This window comes from Psychrobacter sp. JCM 18901 (genome assembly GCF_000586435.1).
GTDB lineage: Bacteria > Pseudomonadota > Gammaproteobacteria > Pseudomonadales > Moraxellaceae > Psychrobacter.
On sequence record NZ_BAWH01000011.1, the window covers coordinates 47,783 to 72,912 of the forward strand.

The 25,130-nt window shown below is 43.1% G+C and carries 24 protein-coding genes and 5 pseudogenes; 13 read left to right on the forward strand and 16 right to left on the reverse strand.

Features of this window, described 5'->3' with window-relative positions; genetic code table 11:
* Positions 1-46: 46 nt before the first annotated feature.
* Entirely contained in the window at positions 47-1,132 is a 1,086-nt protein-coding gene (locus TT11_RS09465) for a polyprenyl synthetase family protein (RefSeq protein ID WP_261870204.1), read from the reverse strand.
* An 823-nt stretch (positions 1,133-1,955) separates the two neighbouring features.
* On the opposite strand from TT11_RS09465, the pseudogene fadB reads away from it, so the two are divergent.
* From fadB to TT11_RS09490, 5 genes and pseudogenes are all read left to right on the forward strand, one after another.
* A pseudogene (gene fadB / locus TT11_RS09470) lies at positions 1,956-4,112 on the forward strand (fatty acid oxidation complex subunit alpha FadB).
* A 230-nt stretch (positions 4,113-4,342) separates the two neighbouring features.
* Positions 4,343-5,515 (forward strand): acetyl-CoA C-acyltransferase FadA, encoded by a 1,173-nt coding sequence (fadA, locus tag TT11_RS09475; protein WP_057761795.1) that lies wholly within the window; start codon positions 4,343-4,345, stop codon positions 5,513-5,515.
* A gap of 285 nt (positions 5,516-5,800) precedes the next feature.
* Positions 5,801-6,376, forward strand: a complete 576-nt coding sequence (locus TT11_RS09480) for an isochorismatase family protein (protein ID WP_102093943.1) — start codon at positions 5,801-5,803, stop codon at positions 6,374-6,376.
* A gap of 242 nt (positions 6,377-6,618) precedes the next feature.
* On the forward strand, positions 6,619-7,002 hold the full coding sequence (locus tag TT11_RS09485) for an HD family hydrolase (RefSeq protein WP_261870205.1): 384 nt from the start codon (positions 6,619-6,621) through the stop codon (positions 7,000-7,002).
* A complete protein-coding gene (locus tag TT11_RS09490) occupies positions 6,966-7,250 on the forward strand; it encodes an HD domain-containing protein (RefSeq protein ID WP_261870206.1) in 285 nt (94 codons plus the stop codon). Before TT11_RS09485 ends, TT11_RS09490 begins: the two co-directional genes overlap by 37 nt.
* A gap of 94 nt (positions 7,251-7,344) precedes the next feature.
* Here the strand turns inward: TT11_RS09490 and asd are convergent.
* Positions 7,345-8,182 (reverse strand): annotated as a pseudogene (asd, locus tag TT11_RS09495) (archaetidylserine decarboxylase).
* A gap of 274 nt (positions 8,183-8,456) precedes the next feature.
* Between asd and dtd the strand changes: the two are divergent.
* From dtd to phoR, 4 genes are all read left to right on the forward strand, one after another.
* Positions 8,457-8,903, forward strand: a complete 447-nt coding sequence (dtd, locus tag TT11_RS09500) for a D-aminoacyl-tRNA deacylase (RefSeq protein WP_261870207.1) — start codon at positions 8,457-8,459, stop codon at positions 8,901-8,903.
* A 120-nt stretch (positions 8,904-9,023) separates the two neighbouring features.
* The gene (gene phoB / locus TT11_RS09505) at positions 9,024-9,728 is read left to right on the forward strand and encodes a phosphate regulon transcriptional regulator PhoB (RefSeq protein WP_057761786.1); all 705 of its coding nucleotides are present in this window, start codon (positions 9,024-9,026) and stop codon (positions 9,726-9,728) included.
* Between the two features lie 58 nt (positions 9,729-9,786).
* On the forward strand, positions 9,787-10,077 hold the full coding sequence (locus tag TT11_RS09510; protein WP_261870245.1) for a hypothetical protein: 291 nt from the start codon (positions 9,787-9,789) through the stop codon (positions 10,075-10,077).
* Entirely contained in the window at positions 10,011-10,877 is an 867-nt protein-coding gene (phoR, locus tag TT11_RS09515; RefSeq protein WP_261870243.1) for a phosphate regulon sensor histidine kinase PhoR, read from the forward strand. The genes TT11_RS09510 and phoR overlap by 67 nt, the downstream gene beginning before the upstream one ends.
* A gap of 108 nt (positions 10,878-10,985) precedes the next feature.
* Here phoR and TT11_RS09520 read toward each other — a convergent pair whose 3' ends face one another.
* A complete protein-coding gene (locus TT11_RS09520) occupies positions 10,986-11,495 on the reverse strand; it encodes a M23 family metallopeptidase (RefSeq protein WP_261870208.1) in 510 nt (169 codons plus the stop codon).
* Between the two features lie 279 nt (positions 11,496-11,774).
* On the opposite strand from TT11_RS09520, the gene TT11_RS09525 reads away from it, so the two are divergent.
* Positions 11,775-12,497, forward strand: a complete 723-nt coding sequence (locus tag TT11_RS09525; RefSeq protein ID WP_261870209.1) for a putative quorum-sensing-regulated virulence factor — start codon at positions 11,775-11,777, stop codon at positions 12,495-12,497.
* A 46-nt stretch (positions 12,498-12,543) separates the two neighbouring features.
* Here TT11_RS09525 and TT11_RS09530 read toward each other — a convergent pair whose 3' ends face one another.
* Genes TT11_RS09530 through TT11_RS09540 form a run of 3 tightly spaced genes read right to left on the reverse strand, consistent with a single transcriptional unit; the run spans position 12,544 to position 13,509 of the window.
* Positions 12,544-12,687, reverse strand: a complete 144-nt coding sequence (locus tag TT11_RS09530) for a hypothetical protein (protein ID WP_261870210.1) — start codon at positions 12,685-12,687, stop codon at positions 12,544-12,546.
* Positions 12,656-13,243: an alpha/beta fold hydrolase gene (locus TT11_RS09535; RefSeq protein ID WP_261870211.1), complete on the reverse strand. Its 588-nt coding sequence runs from the start codon at positions 13,241-13,243 to the stop codon at positions 12,656-12,658. Before TT11_RS09535 ends, TT11_RS09530 begins: the two co-directional genes overlap by 32 nt.
* Positions 13,244-13,260: 17 nt before the next feature.
* The gene (locus tag TT11_RS09540) at positions 13,261-13,509 is read right to left on the reverse strand and encodes a hypothetical protein (protein ID WP_261870212.1); all 249 of its coding nucleotides are present in this window, start codon (positions 13,507-13,509) and stop codon (positions 13,261-13,263) included.
* Positions 13,510-13,812: 303 nt separating this feature from the next.
* Between TT11_RS09540 and TT11_RS09545 the strand changes: the two are divergent.
* Positions 13,813-14,495: pseudogene (locus tag TT11_RS09545) on the forward strand (TIGR00730 family Rossman fold protein).
* Between the two features lie 132 nt (positions 14,496-14,627).
* Here the strand turns inward: TT11_RS09545 and TT11_RS09550 are convergent.
* Together TT11_RS09550 and TT11_RS09555 are read right to left on the reverse strand one after the other, a co-directional pair.
* Complete coding sequence (locus tag TT11_RS09550; protein WP_261870213.1) at positions 14,628-16,031, reverse strand: FAD-dependent oxidoreductase; 1,404 nt, start codon at positions 16,029-16,031, stop codon at positions 14,628-14,630.
* 10 nt (positions 16,032-16,041) lie between these two features.
* Positions 16,042-16,248, reverse strand: coding sequence for a hypothetical protein (locus tag TT11_RS09555; protein ID WP_261870214.1), 207 nt, complete (start codon positions 16,246-16,248; stop codon positions 16,042-16,044).
* Between the two features lie 648 nt (positions 16,249-16,896).
* Here TT11_RS09555 and TT11_RS09560 point away from each other — a divergent pair.
* Positions 16,897-17,244, forward strand: a complete 348-nt coding sequence (locus TT11_RS09560) for a hypothetical protein (RefSeq protein WP_261870215.1) — start codon at positions 16,897-16,899, stop codon at positions 17,242-17,244.
* A 345-nt stretch (positions 17,245-17,589) separates the two neighbouring features.
* Here the strand turns inward: TT11_RS09560 and TT11_RS09565 are convergent, their stop codons facing one another.
* From TT11_RS09565 to TT11_RS09580, 4 genes are all read right to left on the reverse strand, one after another.
* On the reverse strand, positions 17,590-17,937 hold the full coding sequence (locus TT11_RS09565) for a hypothetical protein (protein WP_261870217.1): 348 nt from the start codon (positions 17,935-17,937) through the stop codon (positions 17,590-17,592).
* Positions 17,930-18,460: a hypothetical protein gene (locus TT11_RS09570; RefSeq protein WP_261870218.1), complete on the reverse strand. Its 531-nt coding sequence runs from the start codon at positions 18,458-18,460 to the stop codon at positions 17,930-17,932. The genes TT11_RS09565 and TT11_RS09570 overlap by 8 nt, the downstream gene beginning before the upstream one ends.
* A gap of 233 nt (positions 18,461-18,693) precedes the next feature.
* Positions 18,694-18,963: a YceI family protein gene (locus TT11_RS09575; RefSeq protein WP_261870220.1), complete on the reverse strand. Its 270-nt coding sequence runs from the start codon at positions 18,961-18,963 to the stop codon at positions 18,694-18,696.
* A gap of 19 nt (positions 18,964-18,982) precedes the next feature.
* The gene (locus tag TT11_RS09580) at positions 18,983-19,294 is read right to left on the reverse strand and encodes a YceI family protein (protein WP_261870221.1); all 312 of its coding nucleotides are present in this window, start codon (positions 19,292-19,294) and stop codon (positions 18,983-18,985) included.
* Between the two features lie 503 nt (positions 19,295-19,797).
* Here TT11_RS09580 and TT11_RS09585 point away from each other — a divergent pair.
* The gene (locus TT11_RS09585; RefSeq protein ID WP_057761772.1) at positions 19,798-20,076 is read left to right on the forward strand and encodes a type B 50S ribosomal protein L31; all 279 of its coding nucleotides are present in this window, start codon (positions 19,798-19,800) and stop codon (positions 20,074-20,076) included.
* Positions 20,077-20,188: 112 nt separating this feature from the next.
* On the opposite strand, the gene TT11_RS09590 is transcribed toward TT11_RS09585, so the two are convergent.
* From TT11_RS09590 to TT11_RS09605, 4 genes and pseudogenes are all read right to left on the reverse strand, one after another.
* Positions 20,189-21,049 carry an SGNH/GDSL hydrolase family protein gene (locus TT11_RS09590; protein ID WP_261870223.1) on the reverse strand — a complete coding sequence of 287 codons (861 nt, stop codon included), beginning with the start codon at positions 21,047-21,049 and terminating at the stop codon, positions 20,189-20,191.
* A pseudogene (locus TT11_RS09595) lies at positions 21,043-22,441 on the reverse strand (nicotinate phosphoribosyltransferase). The gene TT11_RS09590 and the pseudogene TT11_RS09595 overlap by 7 nt, the downstream one beginning before the upstream one ends.
* A gap of 266 nt (positions 22,442-22,707) precedes the next feature.
* Positions 22,708-23,776, reverse strand: a pseudogene (locus TT11_RS09600) (bifunctional nicotinamide-nucleotide adenylyltransferase/Nudix hydroxylase).
* Positions 23,777-24,010: 234 nt separating this feature from the next.
* Positions 24,011-24,904, reverse strand: coding sequence for an alpha/beta fold hydrolase (locus tag TT11_RS09605; RefSeq protein WP_261870226.1), 894 nt, complete (start codon positions 24,902-24,904; stop codon positions 24,011-24,013).
* Positions 24,905-25,130 lie beyond the last annotated feature (226 nt).

Genomic DNA, 25,130 nt, shown 5'->3' on the forward strand with positions numbered 1-25,130 from the left:
TAATAAAATTTACTACGATATCTGTTATCGACTGCTATTCGACAAGCTACTTTTTACGCGACCAGAGCCATTCAATCAATGCCAGTAGCGCATCGCTATCTGTGCCAACGGCATCTTCGTTGTCGCTAAGCTCACGACTATATAGTTCATGAGAAATAGCTGCACGTCCGTCATTAAATAGCGATTGTGCATAGCTGGTCGCGTCATCGACACCCATTAGTTTTACATAGGTAGATTTGTCTAGTTTTTCATCGCTACCTGCAGGCTTACCAAGTGTATCAGTCGTCATGGTGACGTCTAGCACATCGTCTTGGACTTGAAAGGCAAGACCAATGTATTGCGCGCACTCTTGTAGTGCCATGCGCTGTGGGGCCGTTGCACCAGCACAGACGCCGCCCATGAGCATCGCCGCTTCAATCAATGCCCCTGTCTTATCACGGTGAATGGCTTCTAAATCATCCTGTGCAATATTGGCACTGGCTTCGGCATTGAGGTCTAGCATTTGACCTGACACCATGCGTCTGGCGCGCGGCGCAAATATTGCCATAAGCTGACTTGCGATGGCTGCATCGAATGGTGCAAAGGTTGGCATCTCCGCGGTCAATACTTCAAAGGCTAGCGTCTGCAATACATCTCCTGCTAGCAGAGCCGTCGCTTCATCAAAGGCTATATGCGCGGTCGGCTGCCCACGGCGCAGCTCATCATCGTCCATACACGGCAAATCATCATGTACCAACGAATAAGTATGCAGCAGCTCTACCGCCAATGCGGCACGGCGCGACATATCATAGTCTGAGTCGTTTTCTAGTAGCGCGTTCAGATCAGCATCGAGAGTATCGATATCATCAATGCCATCATTAGGCTCATCTGTACGTTCATTATTACTGCTATTAATACTGGCAAAAGCGCTGGCAACCATCAGTGGGCGTACCAGTTTACCTTGACCCGTCATTACGTAACGGCAGGCATCTACCAGTGGGCTAGGGAGCTTGGCATAAGCAAACAAGACCTCGATATCTTGCGCCAATTGCTCGCGCACAGCACCATGAAACTGCTCAGTGCTTTGAAAAGAGACAAAGTTAGAAGGGATGAAGCCAGTAGAGGTAGTGCTAGAAGTAAGGGAAACAGTCATAATCCAACCATTTATCAGGGATACAGTAAAACTTATTAGGGATAAGGAAAAAACGCTATTAGTGTAGCATGATCAGTCATATCGCTTATGTGACACACGGTATCAATTGATTGTTTTTTGCATTTTTCTACCAGATTCTATTCAAAAACAGTGCAATCTTAGCTGCAATATAACGACAAGATTTCGTTACCGATGGATGATGTCACTCTCTGGTTGAATATGTTCTGATAAAAGAGCAAGCTAGGCTGGCACATTAATTTTATTACAGTAGAAAAATGGTACTGAATAAGTAGCGCTGACAAACTGGTACTTAAGTAGTGGCATAAATGAAGTCAACAACACGAAATAAATATAAATTAACAATTCAGTATACATTTATTCACTAAAACACTTTTATCGTAAGGTAAATGCCTGTAAGTGATTTAAGAGTGACTTGCGAGTATGGTATTAGCTTGTGACAGTTAGGGGCATAATCCCCTACACTAATTGACGTGAAAATGGTCTGATGGTGACCCTACTGGGTTTTTTCTCAGGATGTTCAATCGTCGATACCGAGTGTTAGACCAAGTCTCAGTCAATATTTTGAACATCAGTACCTGCAACAGCAGTATATAAATGAAGCGTCATATGATGTCATGCAAGAGACGCAAAATACGTGCATCATGATGAGCGCTGGATAATAAAGACATCTTCACTTGTGAGCTGGTTATATGTTTGTCTTTATAACATGACAAGCGCACAGTGCTATTACCCATTTTACTAACAGTAACTGGCTATTTATTTTAATTCAAAACGTAGCTTTCGTTATATAGAAGGAGTTCAAATGGTATACCAAGGAAATCGCATCACGGTGACAATGCTAGAGGATGGCATCGCAACATGCAGTACAACGCCGAAAATGAGAGCGTGAACAAATTTGATGCCGAAACCAACAAGCAGTTTGGTGAAGCAGTTAGTGCGTTAGAAAAAGCCGACAACGTAAAAGGTCTTATTGTAACCTCAGCCAAAGGCGTGTTTATCGCTGGTGCTGATATCACAGAATTCGTCGGTTCTTTCAAAAAAATCAGAAAGCGAGATCAAAGATTGGGTCGTTCATGTTAATGACGCTTTCAATCGTTTTGAAGACCTGCCATTCCCTAAAGTTGCGGCTATCAATGGCGCGGCAATGGGCGGCGGTTGTGAAATGACTTTGGTTTGTGAATACCGTGTCATGAGTGACAAAGCCATCATCGGTTTGCCAGAAACTCAGCTAGGTATCTTCCCAGGTTTCGGCGGTACAGTTCGTAGTACGCGTATCATCGGTATCGATAACGCACTTGAGCTGATCGCCACTGGTAGCCCAAAGAAAGCACTAGCAGCATTGAAGCTAGGCTTGGTTGATGCGACTGTACCTGCTGATGACTTGCAAGATGCAGCAATTGACCTAGTTAAAAAAATGTATCTCAGGTGAGCTTGATTGGAAAGCAAAACGTGAAGAGAAATTGGCTCCAGTTAAGCTAAACCAACTTGAGCAAGCAATGGCGTTCAACAGTGCCAAAGGTGCTATTTTTGCTAAAGCCAATCCTAAGCAATACCCAGCACCAGCGCTAGCAATCGAAGCTATTGAAAAACACGTTAACCTACCACGTGACAAAGCAATCGAAGTAGAAGCGGCTGGTTTTGCTAAAGCGGCTAAAACCCCACAAGCAGAAAGCTTAGTTGGTTTGTTCTTAAACGATCAATTAGTTAAAAAGTTAGCAAAACAGCATAGCAAACAAGCACACGACATCAACGAAGCCGCTGTACTAGGCGCTGGTATCATGGGTGGCGGTATTGCTTATCAAGCAGCCAGCAAAGGCTTGCCAATCATCATGAAAGATATCAAGTCTGAGCAATTAGACCTTGGTATGGGCGAAGCGAGCAAACTGCTTGGCAAAATGGTAGAACGCGGCAAGATGACCCCAGCAAAAATGGGTGAAACGTTAAGCCGTATCCGTCCTACTTTGAACTACGGCGACTTTGCTGAGACTGATATCGTAATCGAAGCGGTCGTAGAAAATCCAAACGTGAAGCGTGCGGTACTTAAAGAAGTAGAAGGTCTAGTAAAAGACGACTGTATCCTAGCGTCAAACACCTCGACTATCTCTATTACGTTCCTAGCAGAAGCGCTTGAGCGTCCAGAAACTTCGTTGGTATGCATTTCTTCAACCCAGTACACCGTATGCCATTGGTAGAAGTTATCCGCGGTGAGAAATCATCTGAAGAAGCTATCGCGACTACCGTTGCACTCGCTTCTAAAATGGGTAAAGTGCCAGTAGTTGTGAATGACTGCCCAGGTTTCTTGGTAAACCGTGTATTGTTCCCATATTTTGGCGCGTTTGACTTGCTACTGAAGCAAGGTGCTGATTTTGCTCATGTCGATAAAGTTATGGAAAAATTCGGCTGGCCAATGGTCCTGCTTATCTAATTGACGTGGTTGGTCTAGATACTGGTGTACATGGCGCAGCAGTGATGCTGATGGTTTCCCTGATCGCATGAAGCCTGATTATAAAGGTGCTATCCAGCATCTATATGACAATGAGCGTCTGGGTCAGAAAAACGGCATCGGTTTCTATAAATACGAAATGGACAAGCGCGGCAAGCCAAAGAAAGTTGCTGATGAAGCCACTTACGAATTGCTAAAAGCCACGACTGATAGCGAAAAGCAGACCTTTGACGATCAAGCAATCATTGATCGCACTATGATTGCCTTCTGCAACGAAACCGTTCGCTGCCTAGAAGACAACATCGTAAGCACACCAAGCGAGGCCGATATGGCGATGATTATGGGCGTAGGTTTCCCTCCATTCCGTGGTGGCCCATGCCGTTATGTTGACCAAATGGGTCTAGATAACTACTTGGCACTATGTGAAAAATACGCACATCTTGCAAAGCTTATGAAGCGCCACAAAAGATTCGCGACATGGCAGCCGCAGGCGAGACTTTTTACGCAACAGCGTAATAGTCAGTCATTACTAGGATGAAGTGCAGTACGTTTGCTATTTTGCATGAAAGCAATTGAGACATGAATCGTCTCCAATAGCGAACGTACGATTATAGTTGGTTCAGTTTAATGCTAGTACGAGTAAATCAAGCGCAAATGTACCTATTGTACTTTGAGCGAGATTAACAAGGTAATAGGCGTAAATTGGGCTGACTACACTGACAATAAAAATTGAAAAGGAATATGGTATGACAACTTTAAGTCCAAAAGATGTGGTCATCGTAGATGGCGTGCGCTCGGCAATGGGCAAAACCAAAAACGGTATGTTCCGTCATGTACGTGCTGATAGCATGTCAGCGGAACTAGTACGTGCGCTAGTAGAACGTAATGACTTTGACACCAATGATATCGAAGACATTATCTGGGGTTGTGTCAACCAGACGCTAGAGCAAGGCTTGAACATTGGTCGTAACATCGGTTTGCTAGCTGGTATCCCAAAGACTGCTGGTGGCCAAACGGTTAACCGTCTATGTGGTTCTTCTATGCAGGCGCTACATACTGCTGCTGCACAAATCATGACCAACCAAGGTGATGTATTCATCATCGGCGGTGTTGAGCACATGGGTCACGTAGGCATGATGCACGGTGTTGATTTGAACCCTGCTGCTTCTAAGCATTATGCAAAAGCGTCAAACATGATGGGCTTGACTGCTGAAATGTTAGGTCGTATGAACAACATCACGCGCGAAGAGCAAGACGCGTTTGGTCTTGAGTCACATCGCCGTGCATGGGCTGCAACCACTGAAGGTCGTTTCGACAATGAAATCATCGGTATCGAAGGTCATGATGCTGCTGGTCGTCTGCAACTATGTACTGTTGATGAAGTAATTCGTCCAGACGCAACGATGGAGCAAATGCAAAAACTACGTCCAGCGTTTGATCCAAAAGGCGGTACAGTAACAGCAGCAACGTCATCTGCATTATCTGACGGTGCGTCAGCGATGCTAGTAATGAGCGCACAAAAAGCCAAAGATCTAGGTCTAAAGCCACGTGCCCGTATCCGTAGTATGGCTGTTGCTGGTTGTGATGCCGCTATCATGGGTTATGGTCCTGTACCTGCTACCCAAAAAGCATTGAAGCGTGCTGGCATGAGCATCGATGACATGCAAACCATCGAGCTAAACGAAGCATTTGCTGCTCAAGGTCTATCAGTATTAAAAGGTCTGAACCTGTCTGATAAGCAAGACATCGTTAACATCAACGGTGGTGCCATTGCTCTAGGTCATCCACTAGGATGTTCAGGTGCTCGTATCACAGTGACATTGCTAAACGCGATGGAGCAGTCAGATACTGAAATCGGTCTAGCGACGATGTGTATTGGTCTTGGCCAAGGTATCGCTACTATTATTGAGCGTGTTTAATCTTATTTATATAAACAAGATTATTTGAACACTCAATAAGTAGCTACTCGCTAACGAAAAACCTCTAGTCATAACGGCTGGAGGTTTTTTTATGAGTAAAACTAATGTTTGGTAAGCTAATAAAACACGGAGTCGAAAGACACAGTATTATAGCGTTTAAAAAATATCTCCATTGACGCATTCATGAAACTATGACTAAATAAGAGAAAGATGAACCATGGCACTGTTTATGATAATTCTAAAATAGTTTTTAGTTGCAACTGTCAGCCGTACAAGGAGTGTACTATGTCTACTATGATTAATGATCGCACCTATCGAATCGCTCGTGAGAATACCCAAGCAATGATTGTTGATGTGCAAGAGCGTTTAACGCCGCATATCTATGATCACGAAAACATTGTCAAAAAAACCGTTACCTTGATTAAAGGGCTGCAAGCGCTCAATATTCCAATCATGCTCAATGAACAATATAAAAAAGGCTTGGGCGATACCTTGCCAGAGCTACGCAACATACTCGAAGGAGACAATGCCAAGAGCTTTGAAAAGGTCACGTTTAGTGCCTGTGATAACAACGATTCATGGCACCATCTAGCCCAACAGAATCGTAGTACTGTTCTGCTTTTTGGTGCTGAAGCTCATGTTTGTATTATGCAGACGGCACTGGATTTATTGGATAATGGTATGCAGCCTGTCATTATTGGTGACGCGGTGGGTTCTCGTTTTCCTTATGATAAAAAGCAAGCAATTCGCCGTATTCGCCGTGCAGGTGGGGTGATTAGTACTGTCGAATCAATCTTATTTGAGCTGTGCCGTAGCAGCGAAGATCCTGCGTTTAAAACCATCATTAATTTGATTAAGTAGGTGGTTTAAGCCTTAGGTGCTTAAAAACTTGGATAAATAGGGATTTAATTTAACCATTTATTTTCTAACTTAGAATAGATAGCGCTTGGTAAGATAAGCGCTATTTTTTTGATAGCGATAATAGTCTTTTAATCATTACTAGATATCAAACTAATTATAATACCTTGAGCAATGAAACTTGAAATCGCTAGAACTTATCAACATTAAAAACCAATAATTAGAGAAAACCAGAGAAAAAAATAATGTCGCAAGCCAGCTCTATATCACTCACTTATTCCGAATCTACTTCACATATCGATATCGATGATGTCACTCATTTCTTATTGGAGTTAGATGCGCTTAAACGCGTGAATCGTCGCAGCTATGTGACACAGACTACTCGCAAAGAAAACTCTGCCGAACACTCTTGGCATTTAGCGATGGCCTGTTGGTCAATTGCTGAATTATTTGCGCTAGACGTCAATCATGAAAAATTGCTGAAGATGGCGTTGGTTCATGATTTGGGTGAGATTGATGCGGGTGATACTTTTTTTTGTATGCTGATACGCGTACTGATGCACACGTCGAAGAGCGTGCCGGCATTGCCAGATTGCAACGTGAGCGAGGCAATGGCATTAGTGATTTAAGCGAGGTTTGGGAAGCGCAAGAAACAGGAAGTAGCAAAGAGAGTCAGTTACTCAGAGTGGTCGACCGCTTATTGCCGTTTTTGCTCAATCTAAATACCAATGGTAAAACGTGGATTGAGCTTGGTGTCACGCGCTCGCAAGTGGCAGGTGCGCATGCATTTATCAAAGACAGCTTTCCTCCTATCCATGATTGGCTCTCACATAATATTGAATATGCAACTCAGCAAGGCTGGCTGATTGATGCATAAATCTACATAAATAACAGGCATAAAAAAAGCCCAGTTAAGCATGATGATTCACGCTTAACTGGACTAGTATTTTCAGTACTTTTATACAGGCGTGTTATTGAGCATTTGCCATTCCTAGCAATTGACCCATTTGCACGATGCTATTGGCTTGCATACTATCTAGCCAATCAGCCTTTGCTGCTTTTGGTAATACTACGATAGCCGTTGAGCCTAAATAGAAGCGTCCAAGCTCTTCGCCTGCCGCAAACTGCATGTCATGATTAGCTTCTTGTATATCGTCAGTACGAGCAATTTTGCCAGTGGCGATAGTTTCAATACCAGCGACGATCATAGCGCCAACCATTACGACAGCTGCTTTGCCATACTTGGTATCAAACATACAGACCAGACGCTCATTACGCGCAAATAAGTCTGGCACGTTAGCCGCCGTAGTATTGTTGACCGAAAACAGGGTGCCAGGCACATAGCGAGTCTTAGTCAATGTGCCAGTAAACGGCATATGCACACGGTGATAATTACTAGGTGCTAAGTAGATAGTCGCAAAACTACCATCAGCGAAATAACTGCCATCTTCACTATCAGCAAGCAATTGACCGACATCATAGTGACGGCCTTTGGCTTGTAGTAGTTTATGGTCTTCGATTTGTCCTAGCTGAGAAATAATACCGTCCGCAGGACTTACGATACCGTTTGCAGTGGCGTCGATAGTACGAGCATCTTCTTTTAACTCGCGGGTAAAAAAAGTCATTAAAACTTTCATAAGCGTTAAGGCTTTGGCGTTCGTACTCGTCTAAGCTGATATTATAAGCTTTGGCAAAGCTACGGATAAAGGTGCGTTTGACATAAGGGTGGCGACTGGCGGCCAAACGTCCAGCGACTTTACTGAGCTTTTGCTGCGGCACAAGCTGTTGTAAGGTGGTAAATACATTCATAATAAGGCTACCAAAATAAGGTGTAATGTAATAGGGGCGTGTTGGAAATTCGACCATGGCACTGACAGTGGATAAAATTGCGCCATACTACGTTGTAAATCTAGATAAGGCATGAGCATTATCGTCGTTTTACGCCTTGTCTGGAACAGTTTTAGCGATCCGCAGTACCTATTTGTGAATATCAAACACGCCCTAATAATAGTTAAGTTAATGACGGTATTTTATCATGGACAGCATATTATTGTATGGCCATAATCTGTTAAGGAATTAGTAAATGAAAGCACTCATACAACGGGTGAAGCACGCTAGTGTGGTCGTCGATCAACAGTGTATTGGTGAGATTGGGCATGGGGTATTGGCATATATTGGCTTGGGGCATGAAGACGATTTTGCCGCTGCCCAGCGTATGATTGACAAAATACTGACCTATCGCATTTTTGAAAATGACGATGATCCGGCCAAATTTGGTAAACTGGATAAAAACGTTCAGCAGGTTGCTGGTGGGCTATTATTAGTTTCACAATTTACCTTGATGGCAAAAACAGACAAAGGGCGCCGACCAGACTTTGGTGGTGCGATGGCACCTGCTGCTGCGCAAGCGTTATTTGAACAACTGGTCGACTATGCCAAAACTAAGCACCCGAACGTGGCAACTGGTCAGTTTGGTGCTGATATGCAAGTGTCGAGCGTCAATGATGGGCCGCTCAATTTTTTTTACTAGAAATCTGATTTTAGAGTGTCATCAAGCTGTCATAATTAATCCGTTTAATAGGTAGAGACTGGTGAGTATATATCGCCTTTTTACATGCTAGATTTTGTCCTCTAACACCGAGAATGTCCTATGTATAATGAGCAAATTTTGATTGTTGAAGATGAGCCTGCGATTCGTGAAATGGTTGTCATGACGCTAGAGATGGCTGGGTTTGATAGCTTGCAAGCGGCTGATGTGTCAGAGGCGCATCAGCAAGTGGTCGATCATAGACCATCACTGATACTGTTAGATTGGATGTTGCCGGGTGACAAGAGCGGTGTGGATTTTTGTCGTATGCTCAAAAACGATGAGCTGCTCTCTGAAATACCAGTCATTATGCTAACGGCAAAAAGTGAAGAAGACAGTAAGGTGCATGGTCTTGATGCAGGTGCAGATGATTATATGACTAAGCCTTTTTCGACGCGTGAGCTGATTTCTAGAATCAAAGCCGTATTACGCCGTAGTAGCGCGATGAGTAGCGACAAACCTATCGAAATTGGACAGTTAAGTTTAGATACCAAGAGTCAGCGCGTGACAGCTGCAGGTAAAATCGTTGATGTTGGCCCCACAGAGTATCGTCTATTAGCATTTTTTATGAGTCACCCTGAGCGCGCCTATACACGAACGCAGCTGCTCGATCAGGTATGGGGCGGCAATGTATATATCGAAGACCGAACCATCGATGTGCATATCAAACGTCTACGTAAGTTACTGCGACCTTATGACTGTGATACATTGATACAGACGGTACGTGGAACAGGCTACCGATTTTCTAGCCTGATTGAGCCAAGTTAATCTTGTACAAATAATGCCGCAGCAATATAAAGGCCGCGGATAGTGGTAAGGATAAAAAATGGACAAGATAGCGCCAGCACAACGTGAGCAATCAGCTCTATTAGAGCAAATATCTACTCAAAGTACAGCGGAGCAACTCAAAAAAATCGGCAGTGCACTACGAGCCTTGCGCGATGCAGTGATTTTGCTCAATAACAATGACGGTCTAGAATGGTGGAATCAGGCAGCACAAGACTTATTGCTGCTACAGCCAGAGACAAAGGTCAGAATATTTTTGACTTTATTACTGTACCTGAGTTCCGCCAGTACTATGAAGGTACAACGATACCTAACGATGGCGTTCATATAGAATCATGGCGAGATCCTAGTCGCTACTTAAAATGTGAACTGACCCCTTTCGGTGATGAAAAACTGCTGTTTGTATATGATGTGACCCGCCTGCGGCACTTAGAGCAAATGCGTCAGGATTTTGTCGCAAATGTCTCGCATGAGCTTAGGACACCATTAACAGTAATGATGGGCTATTTGGAAAATTTCTCCGATCAGCCAGATATGCCGCCGCAATGGCGTCGCGGTTTTGAGCTGATGACCCAGCAAACAGCCCGTATGAACAGAATTGTGAACGATTTACTGCTACTGTCTAAGATTGAAATCGAAGAGTCACACGAGCTGCATTACATAGATATGACTAAGCTACTGACCAATATCTACGACGATGCACAGGCTTACAACCAAGCGTACAAACACATCATTCATTTGCATATAGATACGTACGATGGGCTGTACGGGTCAGAGATGTACTTGAATAGTGCGCTATCCAATTTGGTAATCAATGCAATCAAATATACGCCAAAGGGCGGTAATATCACTATCAGCTGGACAAGGACGTCTGATGGCTGCCGTTTCGCGGTCGAAGATGATGGGATCGGTATTGCGTCAGAGCATATCGCCCGTTTGACAGAGCGTTTCTATCGTATCGACAAAGGTCGCAGTCGTGCGACAGGTGGTACGGGGTTGGGATTAGCGATTGTAAAGCACGTATTACACCAGCACGAAGCACAATTGCAAATCGATTCAGTAGAAGGGGAAGGATCGACATTTAGTGTGGTATTTCCTTCAAACTACGTCAGATCCGTCACAGCCAATTAATACAATTTTTGGTCTGTATGAACGTCAGTTTTTCGGTTTCAGTTTCTTGATTAATATAAACCTAGCATGACTTCAAATTAGGATAACGACATACTTTTTTTGTATTCGTTAATCCTTTTGCAAAAGCGGATAAGGGTTGACCGCACTGCCATTAATATAGATACCATAATGTACGTGTGTCGGTGTCCCTTTTGCATTACCGCTATCGCCCACATAACCTATCACATCGCCCTGATTGACCCAGTCATTGGGAGAGATGTCAGCATAGTCTTCTAGATGAGCGTAGTAATGTCCTGCGCCACCAGGCCCTACCACCACGACCACGCGTCCACCCAATGTGTTCTCACCAACCTTGCTTACTACGCCTTGCGTGGTCGACTGCACGGGAGTATTACGCGGTGCAAAGATATCGATGCCTTCGTGAGAGCGGCCTTGACTACGTGCTGCGCCCCAAGTGTCTGTTAGGTTCCGCTCTGGTAGTGGACTGGGCAAGCTATTTTCGGTCGGTAGCTCTTGTTGCAATAGACTCAATTGCTGCCATTTGGCAACCACAAATGATTGCGTTTGTTGACTGATACTGGGTAGTAGCTTATCGAAGATAAATAATAGTGCTAGCAATACGGTAGCCTTAATCAATAGGCTTATTAAACGACTGAAAAAAAGAAGGTCTGGGAGGCTGGTTGTTTCCATCTGCTAGCATTGATGTCTCATATATATTTGATGTCATTTGAAAATTTATTATAAAAGCTTCGTCTGATAACGTATGTATCGCATTGTTATCTATCGTTTTTACCCCCATAGTTATTCTTATGGTTAAGGATATAGACAGCAAATACAGTTTTATCTACTTAACATTTCTGCTGAGCATAGACAGTTGCTACTGATGGTTAATACTTTATGAATGATGCTTTTAAGCCTACTGATATTTCTGCCACGCGCGAAACAGCGCTGGTTATCGATACCGAAACAGATCAGGGCAGTGATCCCAGACCTATCCAAGTTGCTACTATCAATGTAGCAACTGGTTTTGAGTGGATGAAATACTTTAATAGTGGTCGATCTATTTCACCTATTGTCATAAAGGTGCATGGTATTACCGATGATGATGTAGCTGGTCTTGAGCGCTTTGAGCTAGAACATTTTGAATTGCCAGAGTACTTGATTGGTCATAACGTACGTTTTGATTGGCGAGTGATTGGCAGTCCTTCTGCTAAGCTGATTTGTACGGTGAGACTTGCGCGGGCAGCCTTTCCAGAATGGCGTGCTTACGGTCAGTCTAAATGTATCGAGCAGCTGTTGGGTAAGGGTGAAGCGAGTGCAATGACGATTGCCGCTCATGATGCACTTGGCGATGCTCGAATGTGCTATTTGCTGTATCAAGCATGTTGCGAGCGTCTAGAAATTGCGCCGACAGATTTTGCAGCGGCACATGCTATCTCTAATAAGGCGACTCCTGTGAGCAAAATGCCGTTTGGTAAGCATAAAGGCAAGCCGATTAAAGACGTGCCTATCAGTTATGTTAAATGGATGATAGGCAATATTCATAACATGCAGCCATCGCTGTATTCGGCACTGACTAAACGCTTAAAACTGGATGAAGCAGAAAATGTAGAAAAGTAACTTGATTTGTTACGTAGCTAATATAAGAGGCTGCATGACGATAAGCTTATGGTTGGTCGTGCAACCATGTCACCGCCATCTGCCATAGCTGCGGCGCTTTGATATTGGTCTTACTGCTAAAATAGCGCATATGACCGATATGATTTAGCCCAAAATCTTCAGGGTCTAAGAATCGCTTTTCGACGGGCATTTTTTTTAAATACCCTTATCATATCGTCCATGTTTTCACTGTTGGCGATATCGTCATCGCTAAAGCCAAGCCATAGTGCTGGCATGCTGAGCTCATCATAGAAATGCGTGTGTATGCTTTTGCCAAATGCGGTTTTGATATAGCCCGCCCCATTGCACCATTCACGCCATTGACGAGCCACGCCGCGTGGCAGTGGCTCACCCATACCGATTTTGTCTGAGGGTGTATAGCCCAGTGTTAAATTAGTGAATGGAATAAACGCATCCATAAACCCCATGGCTTTGAGCTTATATGGCATACCCATATTTTTGATACGCCCTGACGAGCAAGCGACATTGAACACTGAGCCAATCGCCTGATAATTGGGCATCAAGCCAATGAGCTGACCACCTGCGCTATGACCGATAAGATGATAAGTCGCATCAGGAAACTCATCTTGTAAGGCATCAAGTACAGCTGGCATGTCGTGGCGACCCCAACTGATTAAGGAAGCGCTACATTTTGCCAGTTCGGTCGATAGTGACTCACCGATTCCTTCATTATCAAAGGTCAGCACTCCAAAGCCGCTTTCTGCTAGGTAGGTCGCAAAATTATGATAAAAGTGACGCTTAATACCTGTGGCAGGTGCATCATGACGGCTTTTTTTGTTGCATCTTTAGGGCGATAGACCGTGGCTGCCAACGCTTGGTTGCGATCGGTCATGATGCTTAATGAGTAAGTATCAATATTGCTCGCATCATTCATATTACTTTTACTAGTGAGATTGCTATTAACCACAGAGCTTGATAGCTCGGCAGTAGGAGAGGCGTTGTGATTATCCATGGGTATACCTTAGTATTTTTATTAGTAGATAACGAATATCGGGCTATGATGAACAATAAATGCGCATCTTGAAAGTGTAGTCGTTGCGTAGTGATAAATCGTTGTGACTATGTGGTAGCATTGCTTATGTTAAGATAAATGCTGGCAAGACAGTTGCTCAAATATGACTTCCAAGTTTTATATAGCTTGGTTGAGTTTGTCTTATGAATCATGTGCATGACAATATAAATGATAGGTATCGGTATGCAGCCATCACTAATAACAAGCACTCAATAAAAACTGACAGGTAATTAAGGAAGCTATATGCAAATGAAAATCAATGATGACACTTATGATGTAATCACGAGTAAAGACATTACAAATATTGAAAAAGCAGTCGACAAGTCTGCTCTATCAATGCCGCTCGTGGCTGTGTATTGCGGTTCACGCTTGGGCAATGGTGACGTGTATGAACAGGCGGCGCGCGAGCTCGGCAGTGCTTGGCAAATAATGGCATGGGTCTAGTATATGGTGGCGCCAGTATCGGCCTAATGGGCGCAGTTGCGGATGAAGTAATCAATGGCGGCGCGCAAGCAGTGGGCGTGATTCCAACCTTTATGCTCAAGCACGAAATCGCTCACGAGCAGCTGACTCGCTTGCATTTGACTGACACTATGCACACGCGTAAGACCGTCATGGCAGAGTATGCCGATGCCTTTATCACGCTACCAGGCGGGCTAGGAACGTTAGAAGAGATTATGGAAATCGCTACGTGGCGTCAATTGTACCAGCACGAAAAACCAATGATCATTTTGAACATCAATGGTTTTTATGACCGTATGATTGAGCATTTGAAATATACCACTGAGCAAGGCTTTATGAAGCAGGAAGATTTAGACCGTCTAGTGGTGTGCAATACCATCAGCGAAGCGATCGATATGCTACAGACAGTAGTGACCATAGATGATGCTGTGGATACGGAGAAAATGGCTGGTAGTAATAGTTAAGCCGTATAGCTATTTATACATAGCAAATGCTTAAATATTAAAAGCTATGACGAAAAAAGGAGCAGATAACCAAATCTCGGTTATCTGCTCCTTTGTTATATGTATTAACAACCTATCAGCGAATCATGTCTATTAGGCATTAGCAGGCGTGAGATCGTCCAATGCTACTTCACGAATACTATGATTAACATGAGCCATAGCGATTGGAAATCCACGCTGCTCAGCGAGCTCACGTGCAACCTCATCGACAGCGAGGCTATCGTTATGGACAAGGTACGACCACTCGTGAGCATAGCGACTACGATTCATAGGCGTATCGTTCTCTATCAAACCTAGATCTGTCAGCTCATTAACTATTTGATCAGCGGCAATCAAGGTCGAAGATGCTTTGACGTTTTCTGCACGGGCATAGCGTATATTAGAGTACAAGCTCACGTCAGCGACTCGCAGCGTATCATCTTGTCCAGGAATCTGCTGTCCACCGTATAGCGCGTTACCAACAGTACGTGCGCTGTTAAATGTTGGTACAAACTTCGCCACATACTCAATCGCTTGCTGACTACGTGCCTGTAAGGGTACTTTATCCCAACCATCTTCAATATAATGCACGTATTGCTGTGGCAGTTTGGGCTGCGCACTGTCTTCACTTGATGCGACAAGACCATCATCAAACAAGGTAATGGCTTTACTCATACCGTGAATCTGAAAATATCCGCCAGGGTAGGGAGTAAGCTGCGCCATGCCTTCTGGTGTACCTCGTTGACCGTAGACGATAATCTCTGGTATCTGTCCACCAGCATCGCCCCAATGGGTCACATAAGACGATTTGAACTCGACCATACGTGTGACTTCGACACCAACCATATCGTCGATGACACCCGTACGAAACCCACAAGCATTGACTAGATAATCAACTTCGATAGACTCAGGCTGAGAGGCGTGTTCTTGACTATCGATTTGTTGATAGTCGATACGCCATTTGGTGACATGATGGTCAGCGTTGGTACAGTTCTCACAATCTACTGGTACGACTTTTTGCACAGCAGTTTCGGTAAATACGTGCGCATTGTCGTACTCTTCAAGTGCAAGCTTGGCAGAAGCGGCTAGACGAAAAATGTTCCAACCATATTCTTGGACAACAATTAACGGAAATTTAACTTTGTTCAAATCCAAGTATCTAGCGACTGGAATCATCCACTCATCGACCGTACTTGGTATAGCGACTTGCTCACGTTCAGACAGCTCAATCAATTGCTCATGACTATAGAGCTGATAGTAATCTTCAGGCTCGCCCAATACCTTATTATTAGCATCTTGCTCAATCAGTTCTTGATAAGCATCGGTCAAAATATCTAAACGCGGTAGTAAATCTTCAGGCAACCCTTCATCACGTGTCGGTACGGCAAACACCGTAGGACGAACGTCAATAGTGTGCGGATACAAACGCAAAATATCGATACATTGCTTGAGCAGTGCTACGCAATCCTCGTCCGGTATTTCACGATATAAATTACCACCTGCATGCAAATGACACATAGGTGGTCCATCAATAAGTGATTTTTTTCTTCTCAAATAAGTAGGTCTCTAATCCTAATGCAGCAAGTCGAATCGCAATTGTCGATCCCGCAGTACCGCCGCCCAAAATGCCAACACGCTTTTTATGTTGAGTGTTTTTTGCCCCATAAGATAACACCTCAGAATGAGCGTCACGATTAAAGGATTGAGCGTAGTTTTTATCAAAAGACTGAGTCATTGTCGTCGTTGTATCCTTAATAGCATCTGTATTAGGCCGTACTCGGTATATTTATTCAATGTTCTATATTTCTTGATATGCGTGCGAAGGTAATTAAGTTCAACACACAAATATGAGCTTCAATAGTCATCTTTTCTATTGTTTAGCCATTCTTCATCTTTATAGGTTTATTTTACGAAGAACTACAGACAATATGATGGGAAATACGTAAGAAGATGCATGAGTTTTGTCAACGAGTCGCTATATGTGTGAAGTTTTTCAGATGAATGAGTCTGTCTAAATATAGAGTAAACGAGAGAGGTGGCAAACTTGTGAAATCAAAAACAAGGTCGTTTTATTGTTTTGTAAAATTCGACCACTTTTGTAAGCGTGTATATTGGTAGCCGAGATAACTTAAATGCATATGCTATATTTATTTTGCTTAACAATAAGCGCAGATTCTGTTTTGATGACTGTTCAAAATTACAAATGTCAAAATTAACAAAAGGGACAGTCGATAAAGTAAACGACAACAAGCTTATCGCTATAAAAAATACGACTAAAATTACAAGGAAGTTATGATGAAAAATATAATGATGTTATCGGCACTAACAGGTGTATTGGCACTAACTGGCTGTACTACCTTAAAAAAACGTAGTCGGTAATGATATGTCAGGTACGCATGAAGTACAGGCAACGAGCAATAATACAGCACCAGTCACTAGCAAGAATGGGGTGTTGGTGGATGCTACCAACCATATGACGTTATATACGTTTGATAAAGACTCTATGAACCAGTCAGATTGCGGTGCAGCTTGCCAAGTTGTGTGGCCAATTTTCAAAGCGCCTAGCGATGCTAAAGCTTCAGGTCAGTTTGCTGCCTTTAAGCGTGAAGATGGCAAATATCAATGGGCAATGAACGGTAAGCCTTTATACTTCTATGCTAATGACACAAAAGTTGGTGACAAAGACGGTGATGATAAACTTGGCGTTTGGCATGTTATCCCAAGTAAATAGTATGCATTAGATATAAACTGACTCGAAAACGTTAACGCAAAAAAGCAGCCTGCCCTCAATTATAGAGGCAGGCTGCTTTTTGTTTGTTTGGTGTTATTCTCTAGTATTAGATGCAATCTGTACTATGTCACATTTGCTAAAGGCTCAACCTGAATGGTCTCTAACACTTCTTCTTTGCTAGGCTCTTTTCTATATAAAGGAAAAAAAAGTCTGAGAGCAGATCACTTTCCGTGAACCAGATATCCGCTACTAACTCTGTATATTTTGCTACGTTGACGATGAGCCTGTAAGTCTTAAATAATAACTCTTGTGAGCTAAAGCCTTTCTTATACTCATATAAAGAATCTAAATTGGAGCCAACGCCGCCACCAAGATGTAGCACTTCATAACGGTTCTCTCGTCCCCAATTGCGAGCGACATGAGTGATAAGTTAGAAGGTTGCAGATGTGTATAGGCGTTTAACGTGCCGCCAAGATGGAACTGCATAATGCCAGACTCTTGGCAGAGCGTATATATAGAAGACCCAATTGCTTTATCGTCTTGATAGGCGGTTATCAGCAGTATTTTTTCTTGAAGGTTTTCAAGCAAATTAAAAAAATAATCATCATCAAAGAAGTAATAATCACTGGCCTTGACGAATCGCATCGTCTCTTTATAAATGTCTGAGAACACCATCGCGTTTTGCCTAGTCAAGAATTCTGTTTTTGTCACGACATCCATTTTTATGGCTTTTTTTGATACCGCGGCGATGTCGATTTTGTGTTTCGCTCCAATGCTCTTCTTCAGACTTACTCAAATCAGACATCAAGGTCAGCCCGTGAGTCAGTGCTTTGCCTACCGTAGGAATCCATTCCTTATTAATGATTGGGTGCAGCCTCATAAACAGAGACACACAGCCTTTTTCAAAAAGAAAGGCTTTAATCTCATCGAGGACTGTATCTATTTCGGCATCCGTAAAGGTTTTATCCATTAAAGGACCACCATAACCATAAGTAGACGTAGCGTCCCAACATGCCGAGTCGATGTCTCTTATGATGATAGGTAACAGTACTTCTTTGTTTTTATAATGGGCAATGACTCCTTGGGGTTTGCCTTTATCAACAGTCGCTGAGGCATGAATCCAACCAGATAAATGATATATATCAAAATGATGATTTGATACCTTTTTGTCCCAGTCGGTATCTATCGCTATAAAATCTACTTGAACTGTATCCACGTTGCTGCTCCCTCAGTGTTGCGTTATATATTCGTAAATCCGTATATACGAATATAACACAAAATATGAAGCCTTCAAGTATATAAAAACCTTTTATGTAAAATAATGAATATATAGGATTAGAGCGTAGACGAATCTATAGGAAATAAAAAAAAGCAGCCTGCCTCTATAAATGAGGATAGGCTGCTTTTCTCGTTCTGGTCGAAAGCTATTAGAGAGCTATAAGCTTACAGTTATTTCTTTTCTACCAGTTCACCATCGATCTGAATAGGGACGTTGGTGGTGATACCGCTAGCATAAGCGGTCATACCATAAGCGGCGCGGTCGATCGTACCAGTAGCACGAAAACCAGCAACGGGCTCTTTAGTCAGTGGGCTGTTATCGATTTTATTCAATGTAACATCCAGTGTCAGTGGCTTGGTCTGACCGAGTAAGGTAAAGTCACCGGTTACTTTGGCTTGCTGTGGGTTTATAAATTTAACTTGAGTCGATTTGAACGTCATAGTTGGATACTTTTCGACATTAAAAAAATTCATCAGTTTTTAGATGTTTATCACGAGCATCCCAATTGGTATCGATGCTGTCGGTGGCTATAGTAAATTCCATGCTGGCTTGATTTGGTGCTTTCATATCATAATTCACCACACCCTCAACATCACTAAAATGACCCATTGTGGTCGAGAATCCCATATGGCTCACAGAAAACCCGACACGAGTATGTGAATCATCTAACTCCCACTGAGTTGGTAGTGCAGCACTTGCCACGGTAGTAACTGCTAATGCTGAGCCAATAAATAGTGCTTTGGTAGCCGTGCTTATTTTAGTATTTATCATTAAATTTTCCTTATTTAATATAGTTAAGTTATGAGTGATTGAGAAGTAAATGAGTTGGTAAAAGTTATGGTAAGAGTGAGTATATGTAGCGTAGTTTTAACTTTTGAGCATACTACATATGAGTGCAAACTAAGACTGTATTTAGTTAGATCATCTACAATAGTAGATATGATTGATTAATTTAACTAACTTTATTACTGTACTATAATCAATCGCCTATCTCAACACTCTCGAGCTTTCAGTGACAACTTATCACATATCTCTATCACAACTGCTCCTTGCGTCTTACGTCAAAAACCGTTAAAATCGCGGTTTAATTTTCCCGCTGGGGAAAGGCTAAGCGAACAGAAGGGTGGTGTTGGGTGCTGGAATAAGCCAGTGACGCAGTTGCCATACTTGTAATGTCCTTAGTGCCTCAGTTACGTATGTCATTATTTGTTTGATACATCATCGCTGATGCTGTATTTAGACGTTGTACATACATCGGACCTAGAGAGTATATTATGCGTAAAGATATCCATCCTAATTACCAAGAAGTTTTGTTCCACGACACTAACGCTGACGTGTTCTTTTTGACTCGCTCAACTGCTAAGACTAAAGCGACTCGTGAATACGAAGGTAAAGAATACCCATACTACCCACTTGATATCTCAAGTGCGTCGCATCCATTCTATACTGGTGAGCAACGTAAAACTTCTACTGAAGGTCGTGTTGCAAGCTTCAACAAACGCTTTGGCGCATTTGGTGGCCGTAGCAAGAAAGCTGCAGACGCTGCTGAATAATTTGCACTTATGGTGTAAATATATTTCGTTAAGCAATAAAAAACCGCTGATTATTCAGCGGTTTTTTTTGGTTTAATTTTTTTATAATCTAAATAATAATCTATCCAGCTTTTTAGCGCTCAAACTCAGTGGTAGATGAGTCCAATAACTGAATAGAATCTAACAACTGAATAATAGTCTCTACGATTTGCTGCGCCCAATAGCCGTACATCAGACTGCTAGGATGAAAGCCATCACTGGCAAACATCACATTGATATCGATAGCCGAGCCATTTGCATGCTCCTCTAGCATCCTTGTAAAGTCGGTTGCCATATAGGTAACACCAGCATGAGCCGCACAGACCTGCTGTAATATCTCATCAAGTACCGATGCTTTTGCACCCACAAAGTTATTGAGCGGGGCAGGGATTGCAGGCATTTGCGCCATCGGCGGCAAACTTAAAAAAACCAATTCTCGTACGCCAAATTTGCGCTGTGCAATATTGATGATATCTTCAATTTGCTGTTGCCATTTATGCACAGAGACATTGGACGTCGTATCATTGACCCCTACGCTTAGCAACATCACATCGATAGACTGCTCAGGAGCAGGTAGAACATATAACCTGCGTAGAATATCAAAGCTGGTATGACCTGTTGTCGCTTGCAATGACCAATTGAGTCGAATAAAGTTTGCTTGGATAGCTTCGTTTTGTTCCAGTATCGGTATGAGCTTACCGACCAACGCTTCCTGCTGCGTTTGGCTACCTACACCTGCCGCTGCCGAATCACCAACTACCATGAGGTTAAATGTCTTAGCGTCTTGCATAGTTAATTCATTGTTCGCTTGAGGTAGGTCAATCATGCCGTCCCTTTCACCATGTGGTTCAGGCAAGCGGACTGTATCACGCTTGATTTTGCGACCTTGATAGAGGTAGACAGGGGCAAGTAAGACGTCTCTTGCGACCGATGTCAACTTATTAGTGTCTACCATCCTGCACGTTCCCTGATAGTCGTGAGACTGTCTTCAATTAACAATTTACCATCGACGTAGACATCACGTAATAGATTGTCATTTTGGTCGCCTATCTCATTTTCTTTTATGGTTGTTAGCTGGCCGCTGTCGTCTTTTACCAGTGCCAATCGTCCTTTTTTTTGAGCGTTTTGAGCGGCTGGTGACAGGATCTTTATAAATGTCCTTCCATGTCCCATTTATAGAGATAGCGCTAGATTTCATTGCCCAACTCATGGTGTCACGATTGACTTGCTGTAATAGCCCGCCACCCATACCGAAGGTGACATTGTCTGCGTTAAATCCTGCTTTTAGTATCACATCAATAATCTTACTCAAGCTCTGCGGACTGATGCCATCGCCTTGAATGACACGCACATAATCTGGCAAGACCTTATAGCCTTTACTATTAGTGGTTGTGCCAAACTTCACTGCTAAGCGCTCTAATGCCTCACGAACCACTTTAGCAGGGTCGCCGCTGTCAGGTCTGATGACCAAGGTGCCACCCATATTTTTGACATCGTCTTTTAGGCTGCCACCCCAAATATTATCAATGGCATTCCACAAATCATAGCTGTCAGACACCACTGAAAAGCTTTTGCCTGTGCCACCGAACTGCTCAATCATATTGGCAAAGGCCTCTGTCTCACCATCGCGGCCCCAGGCGGTCATGGTGCTGTGCTCAGCTGCAGGGATAGAAAATGCAGGCATGTCTTTATCCATTTGATACCAACGACTGGCAGCGACCAATGCCGTCATCGAATCAGTACCTGCAAAATTCACCAAGTGCGCTAAGCTACCGAGCGCGACGGATTCTTGGCTAGAAGCACCGCGCGCGCCAAAGTCATGCAAGCGAAAAGGCAGGGACTCTGTATTGTCCGCTGATTTTTCTAACGCTTGACGGATAATGTCTTTGCAATAGTGAGAAACACTAGCGACCGTGGATGGATACCAAATCGCACGCAATAGAGCTGTTTCGATATAGCTGGGTAGCCAGTAAAACTCAGGATCGGTATTGATCACTTGGCAGACTACATTGGACACGGGCACGATACTGCCTTCTGCTACGGCTTGGATACGTAGTGGCAAGTAGCCGTCGTGTTTTTCAATTAAATGCTCCCAACCAGCACGATTGAAGGTTAGGCCATGCGCTTGAATGACCATTTCGGCTTCGTCGATATCTTGATGAGTGATGGGAGTGCTTAAGTATTCCTTGATAAAAGCTTGCAAGCCAAAGAACACCACATCGTAGTCGCCTTTGCGCGCTTCGACATAACTGGACAGATACTCGCTACCGCTTGGGTACTGCACCCAATGTGAGGTTTTATAGCTGTCGCTATTTAAGATTAAATTGTTCAAATTGCTGGTGTACATCACAGAACTCCTCTGCGTTGAGATGCTGCAGCTGCTTTTTTTTAATGACAGTTGCGGCGGTGGTGAGCCATTACCGTCTATCGGTGCCGGCAGAAACAAGTAAGTAGAAAAAACAAGTCAGAATGCAAACTAAAAACGATAAGCAGTCATTATGAATAAGTGCACAGAATCAAACTTATAAAACCATACTTGGTCAATAAATTATATAAACTGTCGTGGATTTATAGCGTGAAAATCATGCACCGAAGCGTCAATTATCAATCACGCTATAAGCCAACCATTTTCGTGATAATCGCATAATGGTCTTCGAACATCATGGTGGCATCAAGCTCAGCAAGTGGTAACCAAAAAGCTTTGGCTGCATCGTCTCCACCTTTTACTTTTGGCAAACCTTTAGGGTCATTTTTTTAGCTGAAAATAAAATGCTTGGGTAATTGTGCGACCACGCGCTGAACGATAAGGATCGTCAAAGGTATGCTGACTGTGACAAGAACCGCGCAATACTGGCTCAGGAACTTTCAGACGAGTCTCCTCACGCAGCTCACGGATGCAAGCATCAAAAAGCGTCTCTTTGGGATTCAAAAAGCCTCCAGGCAATGCCCATAGACCACGCCCTGGCATGCTACGGCGCTCCACTAGCAAGATATGTCCCGATTGTACAATCAGTGCATCAGCAGTCATGAAAGTAGGCGGATAGGGCGCAGATTCCCACTGTCTTTTATATTTATCGATGAAATCCGCTTCTTCATGCAACTGTTGATACGCTTCTGTCTTTTTAAATTCGTTTAATACCTTGCGCGTTGACTCAGGTGTGCGCTCAGGCGTTGGAGTAGCGCCCATCAGATAGCTATCACGGATAGGAGTGGCTGATAAGTTATGATAGTTGGGCACTGAGACCGAGTCCCAATTGGGGAATAGCGATAGATAGTATGATGAGCTGTCTTTAGAGTGGCCAATCAAACCAATATTACCCTGCAAATCACCGGTGACAGACTTCACGCCTGCTTGCACATATTGTAGCCAACGGGTGTCATTGTAGAGGGCGTCATCTAGTCCAACGCAATGAATACGCGCGGCTTCCTCTGCTGAATAGGCATCCTTAATCATAGCGGCACGCTCAGCGACACTAAATGGATTGCGTAAACTACGTGGCAAATTGGCTGAGCCAATCAGCATAATGACGTCATCAGCACGTTTTAGCGCTTCATCAATGACAGCTTTGTGCCCACGGTGGAACGGTTGAAAGCGCCCAATAAATACCAGATAGCGGTAATGTTTACTGCTTTTCTGATCTAGGTTCTGCTTATCTGACTGTTGCTCTGATAATTCACTCATAGACGCCAACTTCCTACGACTTATTTTTATTGATTAAAAATTAATGACGCTAATACTGACACAGCCCATGACTTTCTGACAAGTATAAAGATGTTTAGGGGTGTGTCATTATCGAAACCGTCCAATCGATACATATGCTTTAACGGGAATGCTTCTCTATCCATGCCGTCACTGTTGGCCAAATCTCTGTAGCAGCATTGCGGCTAACCATAATGCGACTGTGCGTATAATCATCTAAATCGCCGTTACTGATCGAATACTCTCGAAAGACATTGGTTGAATTATCAAAGCTATCAAAAACAAACGACAGCCACGAGTAGGGGAAATGAAGGTATCGCCTTTTGCGCTAATAGAATAAACGGGAATGGTAATCTGTGGCATATGATGACGATAGTCAACAAAACCATCACCAGTACTTTTCTGCTGATTAATGTTTTCGTTCACTTCGTCTGTATTCGTCCTGCCTTTATCAAAATTAGCCTTTTTTAAAAAGCTACTTTTAAAATTTTTACGCAAATTCCAATCGTACCACTGGGTCATCGTATAGTAGCTTTCGTTAAAAGGGCCTACCTTGAACTGCTTAGCGGGTATAAAGCCGACCAATCGAGTAACTATCTTGGCCGTAAGGATTTTTGCATGGCTGGTCGAGTCTTGCGTCGCCCCAAAAGCTTGGCAGGCAAACATACTGATGCTATTGACCTTATCGATATAGCTTGGGTTTTGAACGAGAAACATGGTCAAACCAACACCGCCACCACTATGAGTAACGCAATGTAGATTATTGAGCGTTAATTCTTCAAAGAAATAACGAAAAGTCGCTTCATAGTCGTAAGTGGCGACAGTCTCAAAGTTGAACTTTTCTTTCGGTAGTGAGCTATCACCATGTCCACGCCATTCCATGATGTAGCAGTGATGACCAAGCCCTGCAAAGTATTCGGCGATTTTGAGGCAAGTTTGCTTGTCAGAAAATGTACCATGCGTCAAAAATATGTTTTGCGGTGTGATGTCAGGCAGGCTGTTTTCTGATGTGTTAGCTATCGTATCTTTGTCTGAATTATCAACTACTTTCCAAACGGCAATTTTCTCATCGTCCTTGGTATTTACTAGGTGTAACGTCCGTGTCATCATAAAATGATCCTATCCAAAAAAATATGTAATCTTTATACAAGTCGATATTTATACAAGCTGATATTTATATAAGACAATTAGAAGCTACCATGCTTATAACGCTAATGCATAAAATCATTTAAATTATTAATACTACGTCAAAACCAGATGACTTGCTCGGACTAGATGTGAACGGTATGGCATATCGAAAACGCTGAGTGCGCTTGATAAATGGTACCGCTGTCTT